Origin of the sequence: Actinokineospora spheciospongiae, from assembly GCF_003182415.1 — a bacterium.
GTDB lineage: Bacteria > Actinomycetota > Actinomycetes > Mycobacteriales > Pseudonocardiaceae > Actinokineospora > Actinokineospora spheciospongiae.
Genome location: NZ_QHCP01000003.1, coordinates 316,286 through 336,139, shown reverse-complemented (window position 1 = coordinate 336,139; position 19,854 = coordinate 316,286). Strand labels below are relative to the sequence as shown.

The 19,854-nt window shown below is 74.5% G+C and carries 19 protein-coding genes; 1 reads left to right on the top strand and 18 read right to left on the bottom strand.

Annotated elements, in window-relative coordinates; translation table 11 throughout:
- Positions 1 to 9: 9 nt before the first annotated feature.
- Genes tsaE through glmS form a run of 5 tightly spaced genes read right to left on the bottom strand, consistent with a single transcriptional unit; the run spans position 10 to position 5,985 of the window.
- Positions 10 to 492: a tRNA (adenosine(37)-N6)-threonylcarbamoyltransferase complex ATPase subunit type 1 TsaE gene (gene tsaE / locus DFQ13_RS09110; protein WP_110079481.1), complete on the bottom strand. Its 483-nt coding sequence runs from the start codon at positions 490 to 492 to the stop codon at positions 10 to 12.
- 6 nt (positions 493 to 498) lie between these two features.
- Entirely contained in the window at positions 499 to 1,587 is a 1,089-nt protein-coding gene (locus DFQ13_RS09105) for an alpha/beta fold hydrolase (protein ID WP_233438330.1), read from the bottom strand.
- Positions 1,584 to 2,699: an alanine racemase gene (gene alr / locus DFQ13_RS09100; RefSeq protein WP_233438329.1), complete on the bottom strand. Its 1,116-nt coding sequence runs from the start codon at positions 2,697 to 2,699 to the stop codon at positions 1,584 to 1,586. The genes DFQ13_RS09105 and alr overlap by 4 nt, the downstream gene beginning before the upstream one ends.
- Entirely contained in the window at positions 2,680 to 4,122 is a 1,443-nt protein-coding gene (locus DFQ13_RS09095; RefSeq protein WP_110079479.1) for an NAD(P)H-hydrate dehydratase, read from the bottom strand. The genes alr and DFQ13_RS09095 overlap by 20 nt, the downstream gene beginning before the upstream one ends.
- Before the next feature lie 3 nt (positions 4,123 to 4,125).
- Positions 4,126 to 5,985 carry a glutamine--fructose-6-phosphate transaminase (isomerizing) gene (gene glmS, locus DFQ13_RS09090; protein ID WP_035290628.1) on the bottom strand — a complete coding sequence of 620 codons (1,860 nt, stop codon included), beginning with the start codon at positions 5,983 to 5,985 and terminating at the stop codon, positions 4,126 to 4,128.
- 49 nt (positions 5,986 to 6,034) lie between these two features.
- Here glmS and DFQ13_RS09085 point away from each other — a divergent pair, with 49 nt between their 5' ends.
- Positions 6,035 to 6,859: a dienelactone hydrolase family protein gene (locus DFQ13_RS09085; protein WP_035290626.1), complete on the top strand. Its 825-nt coding sequence runs from the start codon at positions 6,035 to 6,037 to the stop codon at positions 6,857 to 6,859.
- A gap of 91 nt (positions 6,860 to 6,950) precedes the next feature.
- Here the strand turns inward: DFQ13_RS09085 and DFQ13_RS09080 are convergent, their stop codons facing one another.
- The 13 genes from DFQ13_RS09080 to DFQ13_RS09020 form a co-directional block, all read right to left on the bottom strand.
- Positions 6,951 to 7,205 carry a hypothetical protein gene (locus DFQ13_RS09080; RefSeq protein WP_035290624.1) on the bottom strand — a complete coding sequence of 85 codons (255 nt, stop codon included), beginning with the start codon at positions 7,203 to 7,205 and terminating at the stop codon, positions 6,951 to 6,953.
- Positions 7,202 to 9,556, bottom strand: coding sequence for a WXG100 family type VII secretion target (locus tag DFQ13_RS33040; protein WP_146241180.1), 2,355 nt, complete (start codon positions 9,554 to 9,556; stop codon positions 7,202 to 7,204). The genes DFQ13_RS09080 and DFQ13_RS33040 overlap by 4 nt, the downstream gene beginning before the upstream one ends.
- Positions 9,556 to 9,885, bottom strand: a complete 330-nt coding sequence (locus DFQ13_RS09070) for a hypothetical protein (protein WP_146241179.1) — start codon at positions 9,883 to 9,885, stop codon at positions 9,556 to 9,558. The genes DFQ13_RS33040 and DFQ13_RS09070 overlap by 1 nt, the downstream gene beginning before the upstream one ends.
- Positions 9,886 to 10,008: 123 nt before the next feature.
- The gene (locus tag DFQ13_RS09065) at positions 10,009 to 10,527 is read right to left on the bottom strand and encodes a hypothetical protein (RefSeq protein ID WP_146241177.1); all 519 of its coding nucleotides are present in this window, start codon (positions 10,525 to 10,527) and stop codon (positions 10,009 to 10,011) included.
- 5 nt (positions 10,528 to 10,532) lie between these two features.
- Complete coding sequence (locus tag DFQ13_RS33680) at positions 10,533 to 13,028, bottom strand: hypothetical protein (RefSeq protein WP_181399899.1); 2,496 nt, start codon at positions 13,026 to 13,028, stop codon at positions 10,533 to 10,535.
- The gene (locus DFQ13_RS09055; protein ID WP_146241175.1) at positions 13,025 to 13,348 is read right to left on the bottom strand and encodes a hypothetical protein; all 324 of its coding nucleotides are present in this window, start codon (positions 13,346 to 13,348) and stop codon (positions 13,025 to 13,027) included. The genes DFQ13_RS33680 and DFQ13_RS09055 overlap by 4 nt, the downstream gene beginning before the upstream one ends.
- 148 nt (positions 13,349 to 13,496) lie before the next feature.
- Positions 13,497 to 14,831, bottom strand: a complete 1,335-nt coding sequence (glmM, locus tag DFQ13_RS09050) for a phosphoglucosamine mutase (RefSeq protein WP_110079475.1) — start codon at positions 14,829 to 14,831, stop codon at positions 13,497 to 13,499.
- Positions 14,832 to 14,966: 135 nt separating this feature from the next.
- Entirely contained in the window at positions 14,967 to 15,560 is a 594-nt protein-coding gene (gene rpsI, locus DFQ13_RS09045) for a 30S ribosomal protein S9 (RefSeq protein WP_407643146.1), read from the bottom strand.
- Complete coding sequence (rplM, locus tag DFQ13_RS09040) at positions 15,557 to 16,000, bottom strand: 50S ribosomal protein L13 (RefSeq protein WP_035290612.1); 444 nt, start codon at positions 15,998 to 16,000, stop codon at positions 15,557 to 15,559. The genes rpsI and rplM overlap by 4 nt, the downstream gene beginning before the upstream one ends.
- A gap of 402 nt (positions 16,001 to 16,402) precedes the next feature.
- Complete coding sequence (locus tag DFQ13_RS09035; RefSeq protein WP_035290610.1) at positions 16,403 to 16,696, bottom strand: WXG100 family type VII secretion target; 294 nt, start codon at positions 16,694 to 16,696, stop codon at positions 16,403 to 16,405.
- A gap of 74 nt (positions 16,697 to 16,770) precedes the next feature.
- On the bottom strand, positions 16,771 to 17,082 hold the full coding sequence (locus DFQ13_RS09030) for a WXG100 family type VII secretion target (RefSeq protein WP_035290608.1): 312 nt from the start codon (positions 17,080 to 17,082) through the stop codon (positions 16,771 to 16,773).
- Positions 17,083 to 17,317: 235 nt separating this feature from the next.
- Positions 17,318 to 17,794 (bottom strand): hypothetical protein, encoded by a 477-nt coding sequence (locus DFQ13_RS09025; protein ID WP_110079474.1) that lies wholly within the window; start codon positions 17,792 to 17,794, stop codon positions 17,318 to 17,320.
- A gap of 33 nt (positions 17,795 to 17,827) precedes the next feature.
- The gene (locus tag DFQ13_RS09020) at positions 17,828 to 19,747 is read right to left on the bottom strand and encodes a type VII secretion-associated protein (protein ID WP_110079473.1); all 1,920 of its coding nucleotides are present in this window, start codon (positions 19,745 to 19,747) and stop codon (positions 17,828 to 17,830) included.
- Positions 19,748 to 19,854: the final 107 nt, after the last annotated feature.

The following is a 19,854-nucleotide window of genomic DNA, read 5'->3' as shown; positions in this document are numbered from 1 at the left end:
GGGGGCAGCCTAGGGGACCGGGTTCGGTCGGGGGAAAGGGAAATCGACGCGGTCCACCCAGGTGCCGTGCGGCTCCAGGGTGAGCGTGCGGGTGTCGTCGGGGTGGCGGGTGAGGCGGACGACGAGGTGGTCGGGGGTGAGGCGGTCGGCGCTGCCCTCGCCCCACTCGACCACCACGGCCGAGTCGACCAGTTCGCTGTCGAGGTCCAGGTCGTCCAGCTCGTCCAGGTCGCCGCCGAGGCGGTAGGCGTCCACGTGGATGAGCGGGATGCCCCGGGGACCGGCCGGGTGCTCGCGGGCGATGACGAAGGTGGGGCTGCTGACCCGGCCCCGCACGCCCAGCCCGGCGGCGATTCCCCGCGTCAGCACGGTCTTCCCCGCGCCCAGCGGGCCCGCCAGCAGGACCAGGTCACCGGCGCGCAGGGCCTCGCCCAGGGCGTGGCCGAAGGCCTCCGTGTCTTGCGGGGTGCGCAGCGACAACCGCTCGGGCACGGTCCCTCACTTCCTCGTCGGAGCCGCGCCCTCGGAGTCCGCGCCGCGACCGCGGGCGCACTCGCGCAGCAGGGTGGTCAGGTGCCCGGTGACCAGGTCGGGCTGTTCCAGCATGACGGTGTGCCCCGCGCCCGGGGCCTTGACCAGGGTGGCGTCGGGCAGTGCCAGGGCGATGCGCTCGGAGTGGGAGAAGGGGGTCATCCGGTCCTCGTCGCCGCCGAGGACCAGGACCCGGCAGTGCTTGAGACCGGCCAGGGCGGCGTAGCGGTTGTGGCTGCCCAGGGTGTCGGCGAAGTCGGCGAGGACGCGGACCGGGGTGGCGTCGAGCATGGACACCAGGAAGTCGACGGCGGCCGGGCTGACGTCGCCGCTGCCGAAGCCCAGGACGCGCGTCCCCCGGCGGGTCAGGCGCCCGCCCGCCGACCGGACCAGTTCCACCAGGCGGGGCTGCCGGTCGGCGACGACGCCGAGGAGCCGGACCGTGGGGTTGTACTTCGACAGCAGCGGCCGGGGCAGGCCGGACTTGCCGACCTCGCCCGCGGAGGTGCCGATGAACGCCACCCCGCGCACCCGGTCGGCGAACAGCCCCGGGTCGCGCTCGGCCAGCGCCATGATCGCCATGCCGCCCATGGAGTGCCCGACAAGGACCAGCGGGCCGGTGGGGGCGACGGCGCGGATGACCTCGTCGAGGTCGGCGGCGAGCTGGTCGATGGTGCTGGTGTCGGCCCGCGCCCTGGCGGAGCGGCCGTGGCTGCGGTGGTCGTAGAGGACCTGGCGGACCCGGGGGTCGGTCAGCGCGGCGAGGTCGCGGCGCTGGAAGTGCCAGCAGAGCCTGCTCATGGCGAAGCCGTGGACGAGGACCGCGGTCAGCGCGGGCTCGCCGCCGTCGTCGGGGTCGACCTCCTCCACCGACAGGGCCAGGCCGTCGGCGGTGGTCACGGTGGACTCGCGGGTGGGGGCCAGCCCGCCCAGGCGGTCACCCGGGTCCGGCTCCCCGGACCCGCGGCCCCTGGCGACGCGGACGGCGACGGTGGCGCCCGCGGCGGCGACGCCGACCGCGGCGCCGACCAGGCCCGCCCAGCCCGCGCGGTTCACCTCGCCCCCGGGTACCGCCGCACCACGCGGGGGCGGTACATGCCGGTGACGACCTCGTAGTCGATGGTGCCGATCGCCTCGGCCCACTCGGTGGCGGTCGGCTCGCCGCGCGACCCGTCGCCGAACAGCACGACCTCCGCGCCCACGGCCACCTCGTCGTCGCCGCAGTCGACGACGACCTGGTCCATGCAGACCCGGCCGCGCACCGGGCGGCGGCGACCGGCGAGCAGGACCTCCATCCGCCCCGACAGCAGCCGGGGGACGCCGTCGGCGTAGCCGACGGGGACCAGGGCCACCGTGGTGTCGCGGTCGGCGGTCCAGGTGTGCCCGTAGGAGACGGACTCGCCAGCCGGGAGGCGCTTGGTCAGCGCCACCGACGAGCGGAACGACATGACCGGGCGCAGGTCCTCGCGCTGCGGCACCGGGTTCAGCCCGTACATGGCGATGCCGACGCGGACCATGTCGAAGTGCAGGTCCGGGCGCAGCAGGGTCGCCGCGGAGTTGGCCAGGTGCCGCTTGGGGGTGAGCCCGGCGGCCAGGGCGACGTCGTGGGCGTCGGCGAAGCGCTTGGCCTGGGCGTCGACGGAGGGGTGGTCGGGTTCGTCGGCGCAGGCCAGGTGCGACCAGATCGCGTACACCTCGTTGTCCGAGGCGGCGGCCGCGGCGACCAGTTCCGGCCAGTCCCGCGGCGGGCAGCCGTTGCGGCTCAACCCGGTGTCGACCTTGAGGTGCAGCCGGGCGCCGGACAGGCCGCGCAGTTGGTCCACACTGGACACGCCGAGGTCGATGCCCGCCGCCACCCCGGCGGCGAGGTCGGTGCCCGGGGTGTCCAACCAGGACAGTATGGGCGCGTCGATGCCCGCCGCGCGCAGGGCCAGCGCCTCGTCCAGGGAGCAGGAGCCGAGCCAGGTCGCCCCGGCCTCCAGCGCCGCCCTGGCCACCGGGACGGCGCCGTGGCCGTAGGCGTCGGCCTTGACCACGGCCAGGGTGTCCGCGCTCCCGGCGCGGGCGGCGAGGAGGGCGACGTTGTGCCGCAGGTGGTCGAGGTCGACCACCACCTCGGCGCGCACGGGGTTCGGCGCTGGGTTCGGCTCAGCCATGACGGCGGTCATCGTCGCACACCAGGTCGCGGATGGCGGCGGTCACCGCTTCCCCGATCCGGGCCGCGGACGCGGGGGCACCGTCGGCGGCCAACTCCCCCGCCCGGACGTGCAGGTAGGCCGCCGCGCCGCCGGCCAGCACCGGGTCGAGCCCGGCGGCGAGCAGCGCGCCGACGATGCCGGAGAGCACGTCGCCGGAGCCCGCGGTGGCCAGCCAGTGCGAGCGGGCCTGGTTGACCAGCACCCGCCCGTCCGGCCCGGCGACGACGGTCGCGTGCCCCTTGAGCAGCACGGTCGCGTTCAGCTCGGCGGCCAGTGCGCGGGCGGCGGCGACCCGGTCGGCGCCCAGGGTGATGCCGCGCGGCTCGGCGATCCTGGCGAACTCGCGGTCGTGCGGGGTGAGCAGCACCGGGGCACCCGGGTCGCGGGCGTCCCACAGCTCCGGGTGGTCGGCGAGCAGGGTGATCCCGTCGGCGTCGACCGCGGTGGGCACCCCGGCGTCGAGCACGTGCCGCAGCACGTCGCGGGCGGCGTTGCCGGTGCCCATGCCGGGCCCGGCCACCCACGCCTGCACCCGGCCCGCGTCGGTCACCGAGCCGGTGACGACGACCTCCGGGTACCGCCTGCTGACCTCCTCGGCGGCCGACCCGGCGTAGCGGGTCATGCCCGAGGTGGCGCGCACCGCCGACCCGGTGGCCAGCACGGCCGCGCCCGGGTAGGTCGACGACCCGGCGGTGACGCCGACGACGCCCTGGGTGTACTTGTCGTCGGACTCCCCCGGCAGCGGCCAGGCGGCGGCCACGTCCGCGCGGTCGAGGACGGCGAAGTCCGGGTCGGTCAGGTCCAGGCCCAGGTCGACCAGGTGCACCTCGCCGCAGCGGGCACCGGCGAGGAAGTGCACCGGCTTGTACCCGCCGAAGGTGACCGTGGCCGCGGCGGTGACCGCCGGTCCGTCGACGGCCCCGGTGTCCGGGTCGACGCCGCTGGGCAGGTCCACGGCCAGGATCGGCGCGCTGATCCGCTCGACCACCGCGGCGGCGTCCGGGCGCAGCGAACCACGGGCGGACAGCCCCACGATGCCGTCGATGACCAGGTCGGCCGGGACCACCCCGGTCACCACCCGCCCGCCCGCCGACCGGAACGCGGCCAGGCCCCCGGCGTGCGCGCGGTCCGGGGCGAGCAGCAGCGCGCTCACCCCGACCGACCGGCGCCGCAGGTAGGCGCCCGCCCACAGGGCGTCGCCGCCGTTGTTGCCCGCGCCGACGAGCAGCAGCACCCGGCGCCCGGCCACCCCGCCGGTGCGCTCGGCCAGCATCCGCCGCGCCCGCCCGGCCAGCCCCCAGGCGGCGCGCCGCATCAGCGCGCCGTCGGGGGTGACGGCCAGGACCTTCTCCTCGGCCTCGCGGATGCGACCGGTCGACCACGCGCCTCGCACGACCTACTCCACCGTGACGGACTTGGCCAGGTTGCGCGGCTTGTCCACGTCGTAGCCGCGCGACCTGGCGATCTCCGCGGCGAGCACCTGCAACGGCACCGTCGACACCAGCGGTTGCAGCAGCGTCGGGACGGCGGGCACCTCGATCAGCTCGTCGGCGAACGGGCGCACCGTCTCGTCGCCCTCCTCGGCGATGACGATGGTGCGCGCGCCGCGGGCCTGGATCTCGCTGATGTTCGACACCAGCTTCGAGTGCAGCACCGCCCGCCCCTTCGGCGACGGCATCACCACCACCACCGGCAGGCCCTCCTCGATCAGCGCGATCGGGCCGTGCTTGAGCTCACCGGCGGCGAAGCCCTCGGCGTGCATGTACGCCAGCTCCTTGAGCTTGAGCGCGCCCTCGAGGGCCACCGGGTAGCCGACGTGCCTGCCCAGGAACAGCACCGCCTTGGCGTCGGCCAGCTCGCGGCCCAGCTCGCGGACCCGCTCGCTGGTGCCCAGCACGGTCCGCACGGCCTCGGGCATGGCCTCCAGCTCGTGGAACTCGCGGGCCACCTCGTCGGGGTACTTGGTGCCGCGGGCCTGCGCCAGGGCCAGGCCGACCAGGTAGTTCGCCGCGACCTGGGCCAGGAACGCCTTGGTGGAGGCGACCCCGATCTCGGGACCGGCGTGCGTGTAGAGCACCGCGTCGGACTCGCGCGGGATCTGGGCGCCGTTGGTGTTGCAGACGGCCAGCACGCGCGCCTTCTGCTCGCGGGCGTGCCGCACCGCTTCGAGGGTGTCGGCCGTCTCCCCGGACTGGGAGATCGCCACGACCAGGGTGGAGCGGTCGAGCACCGGGTCGCGGTAGCGGAACTCGCTGGCCAGCTCGACCTCGACGGGCAGCCGGGTCCAGTGCTCGATGGCGTACTTGGCGACCAGGCCGGAGTGGTAGGCCGAGCCGCAGGCCACCACGAACACCTTGTCGACGTCGCGCAGCTCCTGGTCGGACAGGCGCTGCTCGTCGAGCACGATCCGGCCGCCGACGAAGTGCCCGCGCAGGGTGTCGGCGAGCGCGGTGGGCTGCTCCTCGATCTCCTTGAGCATGAAGTACTCGTGGCCGCCCTTCTCCGCGGCCGACAGGTCCCAGTCGACGGTGAACGGCTTCGCGGGCGCGGGCTCCCCGGCGAAGTCGGTCACCTCGTACCCGTCGCGGGTGATCAGCACCACCTGGTCCTGGCCCAGCTCCACGGCCTGGGAGGTGTGCTCGATGAACGCGGCGACGTCCGAGGCGAGGAACGTCTCCCCGTCGCCGATGCCGACCACCAGCGGCGAGGACCGGCGCGCGGCGACGATCAGGTCCGGGTGGTCGGCGTGGGTGAACACCAGGGTGAACGCGCCTTCGAGCCGACGGCACACCGCGCGCACGCTCGCCGGGAAGTCCCCGGCGGTCTCCCCGGTCGCGTAGGCCAGGGCGACCAGGTGCGCGGCGGTCTCGCTGTCGGTGTCGCTGATCAGCTCGACCCCGGCCGCCTCCAGCTCGGCGCGCAGCGCGGCGAAGTTCTCGATGATCCCGTTGTGCACCACGGCCACCCGCCCGGTGGCGTCGCGGTGCGGGTGGGAGTTGCGGTCCACCGGCGCCCCGTGCGTGGCCCACCTGGTGTGGCCCATGCCCGCGGTGCCCGCGAACCCGTCCCGGCCCACCTCGTCGAGCCGCGCTTCCAGGTTGGCGAGCCGACCTGCCTTGCGCTCGACCGCGAGCCCACCGTCCGCGAGGACGACGACACCCGCAGAGTCATATCCGCGGTACTCGAGCCTGCGCAGTCCGTCCAGCACGACGTCCAGCGCGGGCCGGTGCCCGACGTATCCCATGATTCCGCACACCCGACCAGGGTAGCCGGCCGCGCCGGGGGGACCCGGATAGGCTGCGCGCATGGCACGCAAGGCCAAGAACCTCCTCGTCGAGCTGTCCCGCCAGGGCCCGCACCGAGTCCTGCGCGGTGACCTGGCGCTCGTCGGGATGCCCGGACTGGTCTGCACCCCGGAGTCGGGCCTCGGCCTGCCCGCGGTCGCCTTCGGCCACGGCTGGCTGCAACCCCCCTCCCGCTACCACGGCCTCCTGCGCCACCTGGCGTCCTGGGGCGTCGTCGCGGCGGCCCCGGCCACCCACGCGGGCCCGCTCGGCTCGCACCGCCTCCTGGCCGCTGACCTGCAGACCACCCTGGACGTCTGCGTGGGGGTCCGCCTCGGCGACGGCGCGATCAGCGTGGACCCGGGCAAGCTCGGCCTGGCCGGTCACTCCACCGGCGGCGGCAGCGCGGTCCTGGCGGCGGCGGCCAACCCGAAGGTCCGGGCGGTGGCCACCCTGGCCGCGGCCCAGACCCGCCCGTTCGCCACGGACGCGGCGCGGGGGTGCTCGATGCCCGGCCTGCACCTGGTCGGCGGGCGCGACGTCGTCGCCCCACCGGTGGCCAACGCGGAGCTGATCGCCGAGGCGTGGTCCGGCCCGGCGCAGGTGCGCACCCTGCCCAAGGCCAGCCACCTGGGGTTCACCGAGGGCAGGCACTGGAGCGGGCTGCTGGTCGCGGGCAAGGCGGAGTCGGCGACGCACAAGGCGGCCAAGGCCCTGCTGACGGCGTTCTTCCTGGTGCACCTGGCGGGGCAGCGGGACTACCTGCCGCTCCTGGAGACCCCGTTCAAGTCGGCCGACATCACCTTCGACAACACCCTGGAAGACCCGGTCGACCAGAGCGCGTGACCGGGCAGCCTCCGGTCACGCGGAACCCCGGTCCTCGGAAGACCTGTCGACCAGGCGCCGGGGTGCGGTCGCTCCCCGGCCCGGCGGGACCTCAGTCCTCGGCGGGTCCGAGGTCCAGCACGTAGGACTTCGCCTCCGGCCGAGGCGGCGCGGTGGACTTGGCCCGCTCCTCGGAACGGTCGATGGCCTCGGCGGCCGCCAGCGCGGCGGCACCGGCGGCGGCGCTGTTGGCCGCCGCCCGCCGACGCACCTCGGCCAGCGCGTCCTCCTCCCGGAGCCGCACCTCCCGGACAGCCGCCGCGGCGGCCGCCAACCGGGCTCGTGCCCCGTCCAGTCCGGGGGTCACTTGACCGACTCCGGGTCCAGCATCCCCTTGACCCTGGCGAAGCGGTCGAAGTCCTCCTCGAACACGTCCTTGGCCACCAGGTAGCGGTTGGCTTCGCGGTCGGTCCCCCCGGCGTTGCCGCCACCGCCCGCGCCCATGCCGCCCATCATCGGCGTGCCGCCGAACCCGCCACCGCCCCCGGACCCACCGGACACACCGGAGGCGGCGGGTGCGGCGGCGGCGACGCCGCCCGCCGGGTTCCCCGGCACGGCCTCGGCGGGCATGGCCCCGGCGAACGACCCCGGCCCGGCGGGCACGGGCGCGGCGGCCCCACCGCCGGGGGAACCGCCGCCCGCCGGACCACCGCCCGCCACTGGGCCACCGCCCGCCGAACCCCCACCGGCAGGACCACCGCCGGCCGAACCACCGCCCGCCGCTGGGCCGCCGCCTGCCGAGCCCCCGCCAGGCCCGCCGCTCGCGGAGCCACCGGCGGTGCCCGCGGTGTCCACCGGCATCCCACCGGCGAGCCCGGCAGGCCGCGAAGCGGGATCGGCGGGCGCGGGTTCGTGGAAGTCGACCGTGTAGGACTTCGGGGCCGCGCCGTCCACGCCCGGGGTGCGCAGGACGATCTTCCCGTCCTCGGTGCGCTCGGCCGTGAGCGAGTCGGTGACCTGGATCTTGCCCGTCCCCGGCTCCGGGGTGAGGACGCCCTCCGCCGCGACCCGCCGCTCGGGACCGAAGCCCGCGTCGGCGCCTGCCGGTCCGAAGTCGAGCTGGTGGGTCTTGGGCTTGCCGTCCCCGGTGTCCACGGTGAGCGTCGCCCGCCCGGCCGCGTCCGGTTCGGAGACCGTGTACGAGACGTCCCCGTCGGTGATGGTGACCGTGTCCGGGGCCGGGTCGAGCGCGTCGCCCACCCCGCCGCCGACGTGCCCACCCGTGCCGCCGGTGATCAGGTCGTCGAGCCGGGGCCCCGCGCCCGGCGTCTGGTCGAGCTGCGTGAGCGCACCCTGCGGAACGGTCGGGACCGCGGGCGCCTGCGGAGTCCCACTGCTCGAAGCCCCCGAACCGGACCCGCCCCCGCCGGGAGCGGATGGGCTGCCCGACGACGAAGGCGCGGTCGGCGCGCCGCCGCCACCCGACGAAGGGCTTCCCGACGTGGGGTTCTCCACCGCGCCCGGCCCCTGCGTCGAGGGCCCCTGCCCGGTGTCCGGCCGCGGCACCTCGATGCCGCCCGCCAGGTCGGCGAACGGGTCGGCCGGGACGGCGTTCAGCCCGTCGACGACGGCCGCCCACCCCTCCGACACCGATTCCCTGGTGGAGGCGCAGATCTCGTCGAAGGTCCGCTTCTTCTGGTCGAACAGGGCCACGAACGTGCCGTCGAGCCACCCCTGGGCCGCCTGGGCCATGATCTCCCGCACCCGGTTGCCCCAGAGGGCCCAGCCGATCCAGGAGAACAGGTCGTCGTCGAGCCCGCCGAACATCGGCCAGCCGCGCATGTCGCGCAGCTCGTCCCGGTCCGCCTGCTGCCGGGCGGCCCGGATGACCCGGGAAGTGTCCTGGGGCGTGAGCCCGTCTACGGTGTCCGCCCACAGCCCGAACACGGTCTGCGCCCGGTGCAGCACGGCCGTCTCGATGTGCGCGACGCCCTCGGTGACCAGGGTCGACGCGGTCCCGGCGCTGTCGGCGACCTCCCGGCCGTGCCCGACGAACGCGCGCCCGTAGGCGTCGGCGGCGTCGGCGGCCGGGCCGGACCACACGCCGCGCAGGTCACCCGCGGCGGTGCTCAGGTCGAGGGTCACCTCGGTCAGCTCGCCGTGCACCTGGCCCATGGTGGCGGCGTCGGCGCGGAACCTGCCGAAGTTGATGGACTTCAGCTCGTCGTAGACGTTCTCGAAGTCGGTGTGCAGGTCGGGGCCACCGCAGCGCCAGTCCCGGTAGGGCGGGAGGAACAGGGCGAAGAAACCCATGCCGCGCGACCCGGGTTCCAGGATCTCGTCGGAGGTGCCGACCCCCGCGCCACCGCCCTCGACGGTGCGGCCGGGCAGGCCCGCCAGGTCCTCCCCCGCCCGGTCCACGGCCCGGTCCCACTCGGCGCGGTTCAGCTCCCGGTCGAGCGTCGCCTGACCCGCGTCCCGCTCCTCCCGGCTGGGGAAGCCGCCGATCCGGTCGCGGACGTCGTCCCGGACGCCGTAGCGGTCGGCGTAGTCCTCGATCTCCCCGGCGTTGTCCCAGAACTCCGGATCGCGCCCGAGGAACGGCGAGGAGCCGTGCACGTCGGCGAAGGCGCGCAGGATGCGGGCCTTGTCGTCGTCGGAGACGGCGGGGTCGTCCAGGACGGCCTTGACCTCGTCCCAGGTGCTGTAGTCGGCCATCACTGCCACGCATTCCGGACGGTGGAGCTGTTGTCCTGCTCGGCCGCGGCGTAGTCGCGGTGGGTGTCGGTCAGCCGGTCGGCGTAGGTGCTGGTGGCGGTCGCGTACCCGCGCACCCCGGCGACGAGGTGCCCGCGCAGGGCCTCGGCGTAGGCGCTCCCGCGGTCGGCGAACGCCCGCCCGAAGTCGGCCGGACCGACCTGCCCGTCGTCGAGCCGGTCCGCCTGCGCGCCGATGGGCTCGACCTGCCCCTTGACGCGCCCGGCGATCCCGGCCAACTCACCCCCGGTGCTGTACCCGTCCACCACGATCGCCCTCTTCCCTCGCACCTGCTCGTCCACCTACGACGTCCGCACGGCGACGGCGGGTTCCGGATCGGGCAGATCCCTTAACGGACGCAAAACGCCCCGCTCCCGAGTGGACTCGGCGGCGGGGCGTCCGCGGTGGACGGATCAGCGCATCCAGGTGTGCCCGGACAGGTCGTCGTCGTCGGGCTCGGCGGGCCTGCTCGGCCGAACCGGCCGCCGCTGCACCCGCGGCGGGAGCGCGGCTTCCGCCTCGTCCTCCTCGCCCCCGAAGGACAGGTATCGCGGCGGCTGCGCCTCCCGCACCGGCTCAGGCACCGGGATGGGGGTGGTCGGCGGCGCGGCCTGCACCGGGATGGGCGTCGTCCGCGGGGCGGCCTCGGCCCGCAACTCCTCGTCGCCGAACGACATGACGACCTGCCGGTTCTGCCGCGGCCCCCAATCGGGCTTCGACGGCTCGACCGGCTCCTGCGGGGCGCGGGCGGCTTCGCGGGCCGCCTCCGCCGCGGGCAGCGCCTCGGCCGCCGCGCGGGCCCGCTCGGCGGCCAGCGCGTCCTGGCGGGCCAGCTCGGCGGCGAACTCCTCGCCGATGCCGTCGACCCGGGCGGTGTGCTGGGCGGCGATGTCCTCGTACTGGGCCAGGATGGCCCGGTTCGGTTCGGTCACGGTGTTCACCGACCCCCGATCGCGTCGCCGAGGGGCAGCCCGACCTCGTCGTCGTCATCGAACAGGTTGCCCACGGTCCGCCACTGGGACCCGGCGCGCTCGGAGTCGCCCCCGCCACCACCGCCCCCGCCGCCGCCCATCGCGCCGCCACCGCCCATCGGCATCCCGCCGCCCGCGGCCCCGGCACCCGCCGGGCCCGCCGCGTCGCCCTGGTGCCCGGGTTGGGCGCTGGCCAGCCCGGCCTCGCCGGAACCCGAAGCCTGCACGTCGCCGGTCTGGGCGGACGCGGGCAGGCCGTCGGCGTGACCGTCGCGACCGTCCTGGTCGAAGGCGCTGCCCGCGGCACCCCACTCGTCGCCCGCGGTCAGGGCACTCGACGCGTGGGTGGCGGCCGAGGGTTCCTGCAACGGACCGAGCGGCTGGCCGTCGGCGGAGCCGCCGAAGCCCGCGGACTGCTGCCCGACGCCGGGGTCGCCGAAACCGGGGCCGGACGCGAACGCCTGCTGCTGGCCGCCCGCGACCGGCTGACCGACCGGATCGGCCTGGAACTGCTGCGCCTGGGGACTCGCGGCCTGCTGACCGATCGGATCGGCTTGGGGTGATTGCGCTTGGGCGCCCGCGACCGGCTGGCCTGCCGGACCGGCTTGGAGCGGCTGCGCCTGGGGGCCTGCGTTCTGCTGCCCGGTGCCGGGAGGCCCGGCGGTGGGTGCCGCGGGGTTCGAAGCGGTGGAATCCGCGGCGGGGCCGTCGGCGTAGTCGAGCGTGTAGACCTGCGGGGTGCCGGTCCCGTTGTCGACGGTGACCCGGACCGTGTCCGGGGCGCCGTCCGGGCGCTCGGCGGTGATGGTCAGGTCGCCGTCGTGGATGACCGCCTTGCCGTCGGCACCGGCGAGGACTTGCTCGGCCCGGGGCGGGGCCGCCGGGTCCTGGCCGGGGGCGACCGGGGTGCCGTCGGGGCCGAAGCCCGAGGTCGGGGTGGCCGCTCCCGGGGTGGCTGCTCCCGGGGTGGTCGTGGGCTGGCCCGCGCCGAAGTCGAGGTCGTAGGACTTGGGGGTGCCGGTGCCGTCGTCGACCGTCACCTTGACGTGGCCCTGGCCGTCCGGGCTCTGCACGCCGATCGTGCGGTTCCCGTCCGTGATGGTCACCGTCTCGGGGCTGCCGCCCGTGTTCTGACCGGGCGTGCCGGTGGCCGGGTCGGTGGCGGTCGGGTCGGTCGCGGTCGGATCAGTGGTGGTCGGGTCGGTCGCGGTGGGGTCGGTGACCCCGGCGGCCTGGGTGGGGTCCGGCAGCGGCGGGACCTCGGGCGGGGGCGGCATGGCGGCGCTCGGCGGGGTGGAGGTGTCCGAACCGCCCGTGCCGCCGGTGTCCGAGCCGCCGGTTTCCTTGGGGCCGCCGGTCGAGCCGCGCTTGTCCTCCTTGGGCGGGGGCTTCTCCTCCGGCGGGGGCTGGCTGGCACCGGAGAGGCTGAGCTTGCCGAACGGGTCCGCGGACATGGTCGTCGCGGCCGAGTTCAGGGTGTCCCAGGCCTGCTCGACGGCCTTGACGGCCTCCTCGATGCGGCGCCGGAAGTTGCCGATGGTGAGGAAGTAGCACTCGCAGAAGGCGTCGAGCTCGTTGCAGATCTCGTTGGCCCAGCGGTTGTTGCCGTCGGTCAGGTGGACCTGCCCCGCCCACCGCATCGTCTCCGGCGTCTGCATGACCCGGCCGAAGGAGAGATTCGTGTCATAGAACTCCCCCACCCAAACATCGTGCACCTGGTCGCACTCGTCGTGCGCGAAAGGACCGGCCCGGTAGGTGCCCTTGCCCTCGCCGCCGAACTCCTGTCCGATGATGCGCTTCATCTCGTCCATGTAGCGGCTCAGGTCGCCGCGGACCTCGGCGCCGCCGCCCTCACCGCCGCCGAGGGAGCTGTAGCGGTCGACCAGTGGCTTGCCGCCGACGTCGCTCTGGGTCGGGAAGTCCCTGAGCTTGTTGATCACGTCAAGCGTGGTCTGGCGGGCGCCGGTGATGTGGTCGCGCAGTTGGCCGAGCTGGGTGCTGTAGTCCATGGCGGCGGCGCGCAGGTCGTTGAACTTGGTGGCGGCGAGGTCACCGGCACCGCTCTTCCACGCGCCCTGGAGCTTGGCCGAGACCGCGCCCGCCGAGCCGTCGATGCCACCGGCGGCCTTGATGAGGTTCTCCAGGCGCCCCTTGGCGCCCCACATCATGCCCCAGTTGATGATCTTGAGCTTGTACAGGCCGCCGGACTGGTCGGTCTTCTCCTGCCACCCGTCGCCGTAGACGGGCTGGCTGCCCCACCTGGACTTGTTCCCCGGCAGGCAGGCCGGGTGGTTGCGCCACTTGTCGTAGAGGAAGCCGAGGTTGTCCTTCCCCATCATCCTGGTGAAGTCGTCGAGCTTGCGCAGCTCGTTCTCGGAGTGGTGGTCGGCCCGGACGTCGGCTGGGGTCTGCAGCGCGTCCTGGACCTCGTGGCTGAAACGACCGCCGTCGGGCACGGTCACTCACCCCCGGCCTTGGTGATGCCCCACGCGTTGTCGACGTCGGTGGCGCTGGTGGACTTGGCCGAGTCGGTGAGCCGCTGGGCGGCCTCCACGCAGAACTGCTGCGCCTTGCCGACGGAGGCGCTGAGCCGCTGGACGACACCGTTGAACGCGGTGAAGGCCTCGAAACCGTCGGGCGTGCCGCCGAAGTGCTCCGCCTTCAGACCGTCCCCGGTCGCGTAGCGCTGGACCTCCTGCAGTGAGACGGCGAGATCGGCGACGTCCATCCCGGCGGACCTCACCGCCTCGTGGTCCATCTCCATGGTCTCGTCTACCGCCATGCTGGCCCCCTAGCCTCGACTTCCCCTCCGTCGACGACCGCCGAAATCCCGGTGCCGCCCGCGTGACCCCACCACACGCGTGGGGAGAAATCTACCGACCACCTGGGACACGCGACCGCCGAACGGCCTATTTGCGCGGGTGAAGACGTCAGCTCGCCGCGGAGACGACGGCGGCGAGGCGGTCGGCGCAGGACTGGGCGAGGTCGTGGGTGGGGGCCTCGACCATGACGCGGACCAGTTGTTCGGTTCCGGAGGGGCGGAGCAGGACGCGGCCGGTGTCGCCGAGTTCGGTTTCGACCTGGGTGACCGCGGCGCCAACCGAGGCGGAGCCCGCGACGGCGGCCTTGTCGGCGACGCGGACGTTGACCAGGACCTGCGGGAGGCGGTGCATGACGCCCGCGAGTTCGGCCAGCGGGCGGCCGGTGGCCACGACGCGGGCCATCAGGCGCATGGCGGTGAGCAGGCCGTCGCCGGTGGTGGCGTAGCCGGGGAGGACGACGTGGCCGGACTGCTCGCCGCCGAGGGCCAGGCCCGCGCCGCGCAGTTCCTCCAGGACGTAGCGGTCGCCGACGGCGGTGCTGCGGAGCTTGACGCCCGCGTCGCGCATGGCCAGGTGCAGGCCGAGGTTGCTCATGACCGTGACGACCATGGTGTCGTCGACCAGTTCGCCGGAGTCGCGCAGGGCCAGGGCGAGCACGGCCATGATCTGGTCGCCGTCGATGACCTCGCCCGCGGCGTCCACGGCCAGGCAGCGGTCGGCGTCGCCGTCGTGGGCGATGCCCAGGTCGGCGCCCTCGGCGAGGACGGCGGCGCGCAGCGGCTCCAGGTGGGTGGAGCCGCAGCCGTCGTTGATGTTCTCCCCGTCGGGGAGGGCGTTGATGGCGATGACCTCGGCGCCCGCCTCGCGGTAGGCCTGCGGGGCGGCGGCCCAGGCGGCGCCGTTGGCGCAGTCGACGACGACCTTGAGGCCGTCGAGGCGGTTGGGGATGGACGCCAGCAGGTGGGCCACGTAGCGGTCGTGGGCGTCGGTGATGTCGTAGATGCGGCCGACCCCGGCGCCGATGGGGCGCTCGGCGGGCTGCGCCAGCGCCGCCTCGATCGCGTCCTCCACCACGTCGTCGAGCTTGTGCCCGCCCGCGGCGAAGATCTTGATGCCGTTGTCCGGCATCGGGTTGTGCGAGGCGGAGATCATCACGCCCAGGTCGGCGTTGAGCGCGCCGACCAGGTGCGCCACACCCGGGGTGGGCAGCACGCCCACCTGGAGCACGTCCGCGCCCGCGGACGCCAGGCCCGCGCACACCGCGGCCTGCAGCATCTCACCGCTGGCGCGGGGGTCGCGGCCGACCACGGCGACCGGGCGGTGCGAGCCGTCCCGGGGGGCCAGCACCGCCGCCGCCGCGGCGGCGACCGACAGGGCCAGTTCCGGGGTGAGGTCCCGGTTGCCGAGCCCCCGGATTCCGTCGGTGCCGAACAGGCGTGCCATGGGGTGCATCCTCCGCTGCGGTGGGGCCGGGGGCCGTCGGGCCGCCGACCCTGGGGACCAGGACCTGCTGGGGTGTGAGACGCAGGAAGGAGCGGCAGGTTCGCACCTGCCGCTCCTTCCCGGGAAAGCTCTCGATCAGCGCTTGCTGTACTGAGGCGCCTTGCGGGCCTTCTTCAGACCGTACTTCTTGCGCTCCTTGGCCCGCGGGTCACGGGTCAGGAAGCCTGCCTTCTTGAGGACCGGGCGGTCCTCGATGTCCAGCTCGATCAGCGCGCGGGCGATGGCCAGGCGCAGCGCGCCGGCCTGCCCGGTGATGCCGCCGCCGTGCAGGCGGGCGCGGATGTCGAACGACTCCGGCTTCTCGGTGATGACCAGCGGCTCCTTGATGAGCTGCTGGTGCACCTTGTTCGGGAAGTACTCCTCGAGCGACTTGCCGTTCAGGGTGAACTGGCCGGTGCCGGGGAGGATGCGGACCCGGACGATCGCCTGCTTGCGGCGGCCGACGGTCTGCGCGGTCTCGTTGCCGATGCGCGGGAGGGCGGGCGCCTCGTCGGCGTCCTCCGCGACCTCGTACTCGACGGCGTCGGACTCGGCCGGGGCCTCTTCCGCCGACTCGTCGGCGTCGGTGTCGGCGACCTCGGGGGTCTCCTCGACCGCGTCGGCCTCGGGAGCCTCGACGGCGGCCACGGGGGCCTCGTCGGTCTCGGGGGTCTGGACGTCCTCGCTCACTTGGCGACCTTCGCAATCTCGAACGGCTTGGGCTGCTGGGCGGCGTGCGGGTGCTCCGGGCCTGCGTAGACCTTGAGCTTCTTGCCCTGCGCGCGGCCGAGCTTGTTCTTCGGCAACATGCCCTTGACGACCTTCTCGAGCAGGCGGTCGGGCTTGGTGTCGAGCAGCTCGCCGAAGGACCGCTTGCGCAGACCGCCGGGGTAGCCGCTGTGGCGGTACGCGAACGCCTGGTCCCGCTTGTTGCCGGTCAGCACGACCTTCTCAGCGTTGACGATGACGACGAAGTCGCCGGTGTCCACGTGCGGGGCGAAAGTGGGCTTGTGCTTGCCACGCAGGAGCGTGGCCACATGCGTGGCGAGACGGCCGAGCACCACGTCCTCGGCATCGATCACGTGCCAGGCGCGGTCGACCTCGCCGGGCTTAGGGCTGTACGTGGGCACGGGTCTACCTCATCGTCAACTTGCGTCATGGGTGCCTGTGCGGGCATCACCCCGGGTTGAGTTGGTCATCCCGGGGCGCGCAACGCCACTCGACTCGCGTTCGACCAGTCGAGCTTCACGCCCCGCGCCGCACAACAACGTAAGAAGATACCGGGTCGCTCCGGGAGGGTCAAAACGACCCCCTGTTGGCGGTGTTTTCCCGCTGTTCAGCGGGCGTCGACCGGCGGTTCGGCGCCGGTGGCGAGCGGGTGGCGCGGGCGGGTGGCGGGACCCGGGAGCGCCCCGGGCGGGGGCACGGGTGTTTTCGGACACACGAAAAACCCGAGTGGGGCCCGAGAGCTCGCGCTCCGGGCCCCACTCGGGAGTTCTCGACTCAACCCGCCACCAGGGGGCAGCGGTCGATCAGCCCCACTTGCTGGCGTTGGCCTTCTCGGTGGCCTCGTAGTTCTCACCGGACTGCTGTACGGCCACGGCGATCGAGGAGAGGACCTGCTTGAGCTCGTCGTAGGCGCGGTCCCACTCGGCCTGCTTGGCGGCCCACGCCTCGGAGGCGGCACCGGTGTAGCCCGCGGCCAGCGGGGCCAGGCGGGCCTTGAGGTCGCCGAGCAGGCCCTCGAGCTGGCCGGAGGTGGAGGCCAGGGACGCCGAGGCGTTCGCGACCTCCGCGAAGTTGACCTTGATCATGTCGCCGGACATTGTGGTTCTCCCTAAGTCTGCGAAGTCTGGGTGTGGAAGCTGGAAATCAACCGCGGAGCGAAGAGGGCGGGAACTCAGCCGCCGAGGACGTTGGCGATGGAGCTCATCGAGGAGGAGGACTCCTCTTCCTGCTGCACGTACGCCGCGTTCGACTGCTTGAGCTGCTCGGAGATCGCCGCGAGGGCGTTGTGCAGCTTCTGGGCGTCGGTGTTGTAGCGCTCCATCAGCGTGGCGAACGCGCGGGCGGCGCCACCCTTCCAGTTGTCGTGCAGCGGGGCGAGGGCGCCGCCGAGGCTCTTGAGCGCGTTCTGGCTCTCCTCGTTGACGTTGTCGACGTCGACAGCGGCCTTGGCCATCTCTTCGGGCGTGATTCCGTAACCGGACATTGGGAGAACCCCCTGGTGGTAGTGGGTCGTACGCGTTCTTTGTTCGTACGCCGCTTACGACGATGACCCTGCCAGGTTCGGTTCCGTCTGCGTGCGACTTGTTCGGAGGTAGTTGCTCCCGTAAATGTCGGGGCGGGGAACCCGCAGGTCAGAGGCGCTTTGGCCGGGCGCGCGGCAATGGCGGGGCTTCACATTGGTGAAGCTGCCATGTGCGTTCGCGACGCGGCCGGGGGAATCAGCCGCCCTCGAGCAGGATCTGCTGGTCGGCGAAGTAGCCGTCGTCGTCCTCGGGGTCGGTGCGCCGGACCGGTGGGGCCGGGCGGGCGGGCCTGGGCGGCTCGGGGTCGTCGCGCTCCAGGACCACCGGGTCGTTCTCGGCCAGCGGGTCGTCCACCGGCTCGGGTTCGGGCTCCGGTTCCGGCTCCCGCTCGGCGACCAGCCGGTGCGCCGGGGGGAACTCGTCGACCGGCAGGCCGCGTTCCCGGCGCCACTCGGCGGCCCGCTCGCGAGCCCTCGGGTCGGTCAGCTCGTCGACCCCGACCCGGAGGCCGCCGTCGCGGGCGCGGGCGGCCAGGGTGTCGTTCTCCCTGCGGAAAGCGGCCACCTGGTCCCTGGCCTCGGCGGAGGCCCGCCGGGCCCGGGTGACCGCGGCCGACACCTCGGACCGGAACCGGGCCACCGACTCGGCGAAGCCCTCGTTCGGCGCGCTCATCCCCGCTCCCCTCATCTCAGCCGGTGACCGGACTCAGCCGGTGACCACCATGGACCGGACCACCGCGTCGCACGCCCGCGCGACCCGGTCGCGGCCGTCGTCGGTGTACTGGCACCCGACGCTGACCTGGGCCGCCCCCTGGAACAGGACGTACCAGTCGACGGTAGCGCTCTCGGCGTCGAGCTGTTCGCGGTAGTGCACGACGTCGCGGTCGGCGAACCTGGTCGCGTCGGCGAAGTCGGTGAACTGGTCGCCGCCCGCCTCGTAGTCGCTGCGCAGCTTGCCCACCGCGCGGGCCCGCTCGGCGCCGCTGTCGAAGCTGAGCCGCTTCTCCTCGACCAGCACGGCGTCCCCGCCGCCGGTGTCGTCGGCCGGTCTGATCTCGGTGCGCAGCAGGCCCGGGTCGCCCCCGGTCTGGGTCCAGCCGTCGGGCAGCGCGAAGCGGTACTCGTACTGGGCGATGACCCGGCCGGGGTCGGCGGGTGGCTGCTCCTCGCGGCCGAGCACCACGACCAGGGTGACCGCCACCGCGACGGCGAGCACCAGCGCGCCCAGGCCGGCCAGCAGCCACGTGCGCCCGCGCACCCCCCGCGCGCTGTCCGGGGTGGACGGTCGGACCGCCGCGGACCCGGGGTGCGCGGCGGGGAACCCGCCGGACGGGGGACCCGGGGGGCGTGGGCCGGTGGGCAGCGGGCGCGGCAGCGGGCCGGAGGGGTGGCGGTGGACCGGACCGCGGACCGGCCGGGTGCGCTCCTCGGCCGGGCTGTGGACCGGACGGGTGCGCTCCTCGCCCGGGCTGTGGACGGGGCGGGTGCGCTCCTCGGCGGTGACGATCGGGGGGCGGCTGGTGGGCACGGTGCGGTCCTGACCGGGGGCGAGCACGCCGGTGCCCTCCGGGTCGGGGGCGACCGCGCGCAGCGCGCCGCGGGCGACGACGGTCTCCGGCTGGTCCAGGGTTACCGGGACCACACCGGTGCGCTCGGCCACCAACCGGGCGATCAGCGGGATGCGACTGGAGCCGCCGACCAGGAACACCCCGGTCAGCTCGGCCGGGGTCAGCCCCGACTCCGCCACCGCCGCGCTGACCAGCCGCACCGCCCGGCCCACGGGTTCGGCGATGAGGCGCTCCAGGTCGTCGCGGGTGACGTGGGCGTCCGGGAACGGCGAGGGCAGCGGGACGTCGGTGTAGGGGTGCCGGGAGAGGGTCTCCTTGGCGTCGCGGACGTCCTGGCGCAGCACCCGGCGACGGCGCCGCTCGGCGAGGTCGCGGCCCTCCACCAGGTCGCGCCAGGCCTCGGGGTGCCCGGAGGTGGCGCCGATGTGCTCCAGCAGGAGCTGGTCGACGTCGGCGCCGCCGAAGGACGGGTCGCCCTTGGTGGCCAGGACGGTGTGCCGGTGCCCCTGGGTGCGCACGACGCTCACGTCCACCGTGCCGCCGCCGACGTCGAGGACGGCGAGGGCGCGCTGCGGCGGGCCGGGGAAGCTCGCCGCGTGGAACACCGCGGCGGCCACCGGTTCCGGGACGGTGGCGACCCGGTGGCCCAGGCCCGCGGCCGCCTGGCGCAGGACCCGGGTGCGCACACCGCCCCAGTCGGCGGGGTGGGTCAGCACGAGCTGGTCGACCGGGGCGCCGCCCGCGACCCGCCTGGCCTCGGCCACGGCCCGGCTGAGGACGGCGCGGAAGACCGCCGGGACCGGGAGGACCGCGTCGCCGAGGAGGAGTTCGGACTCGTCCACCCGGCGCTTGGGGTGGGGCTCGTAGCGGGAGGGGTCGAGCGCGGCCTGGCGCTCCGCCTCCTGGCCGACGAACAGGGTGCCGTCGGTGGCGGCGTAGACGGCCGAGCGGAGCAGGGGCTGCCCGTCGACGACGACCACCTGCGGCTCCCGGCCGTTGACCGAGACGGCCACGCAGGTGCTCGACGTCCCGAAGTCGACCGCCACACGCAGCGCCACAGTCCACCCCCCGCTCGGCTCCGGGATCACCCTACGTGCCCGGACAAGAGCGGCGCGGGCAGCCGGGACGCCCCGGCGCGGCGCAGGCGCCCGGGGAAGCGCCGAGC

Excerpts from the sequence above, each read along its gene's own strand:
- alr (WP_233438329.1), bottom strand. The coding sequence starts at position 2,699 with ATGACCGCCGTCATGGCTGAGCCGAACCCAGCGCCGAACCCCGTGCGC.
- DFQ13_RS09085 (WP_035290626.1), top strand. The coding sequence starts at position 6,035 with ATGGCACGCAAGGCCAAGAACCTCCTCGTCGAGCTGTCCCGCCAGGGC.
- DFQ13_RS33040 (WP_146241180.1), bottom strand. The coding sequence starts at position 9,556 with ATGGCCGACTACAGCACCTGGGACGAGGTCAAGGCCGTCCTGGACGAC.
- DFQ13_RS09055 (WP_146241175.1), bottom strand. The coding sequence starts at position 13,348 with ATGGCGGTAGACGAGACCATGGAGATGGACCACGAGGCGGTGAGGTCC.
- glmM (WP_110079475.1), bottom strand. The coding sequence starts at position 14,831 with ATGGCACGCCTGTTCGGCACCGACGGAATCCGGGGGCTCGGCAACCGG.
- DFQ13_RS09035 (WP_035290610.1), bottom strand. The coding sequence starts at position 16,696 with ATGTCCGGCGACATGATCAAGGTCAACTTCGCGGAGGTCGCGAACGCC.
- DFQ13_RS09030 (WP_035290608.1), bottom strand. The coding sequence starts at position 17,082 with ATGTCCGGTTACGGAATCACGCCCGAAGAGATGGCCAAGGCCGCTGTC.
- DFQ13_RS09025 (WP_110079474.1), bottom strand. The coding sequence starts at position 17,794 with ATGAGCGCGCCGAACGAGGGCTTCGCCGAGTCGGTGGCCCGGTTCCGG.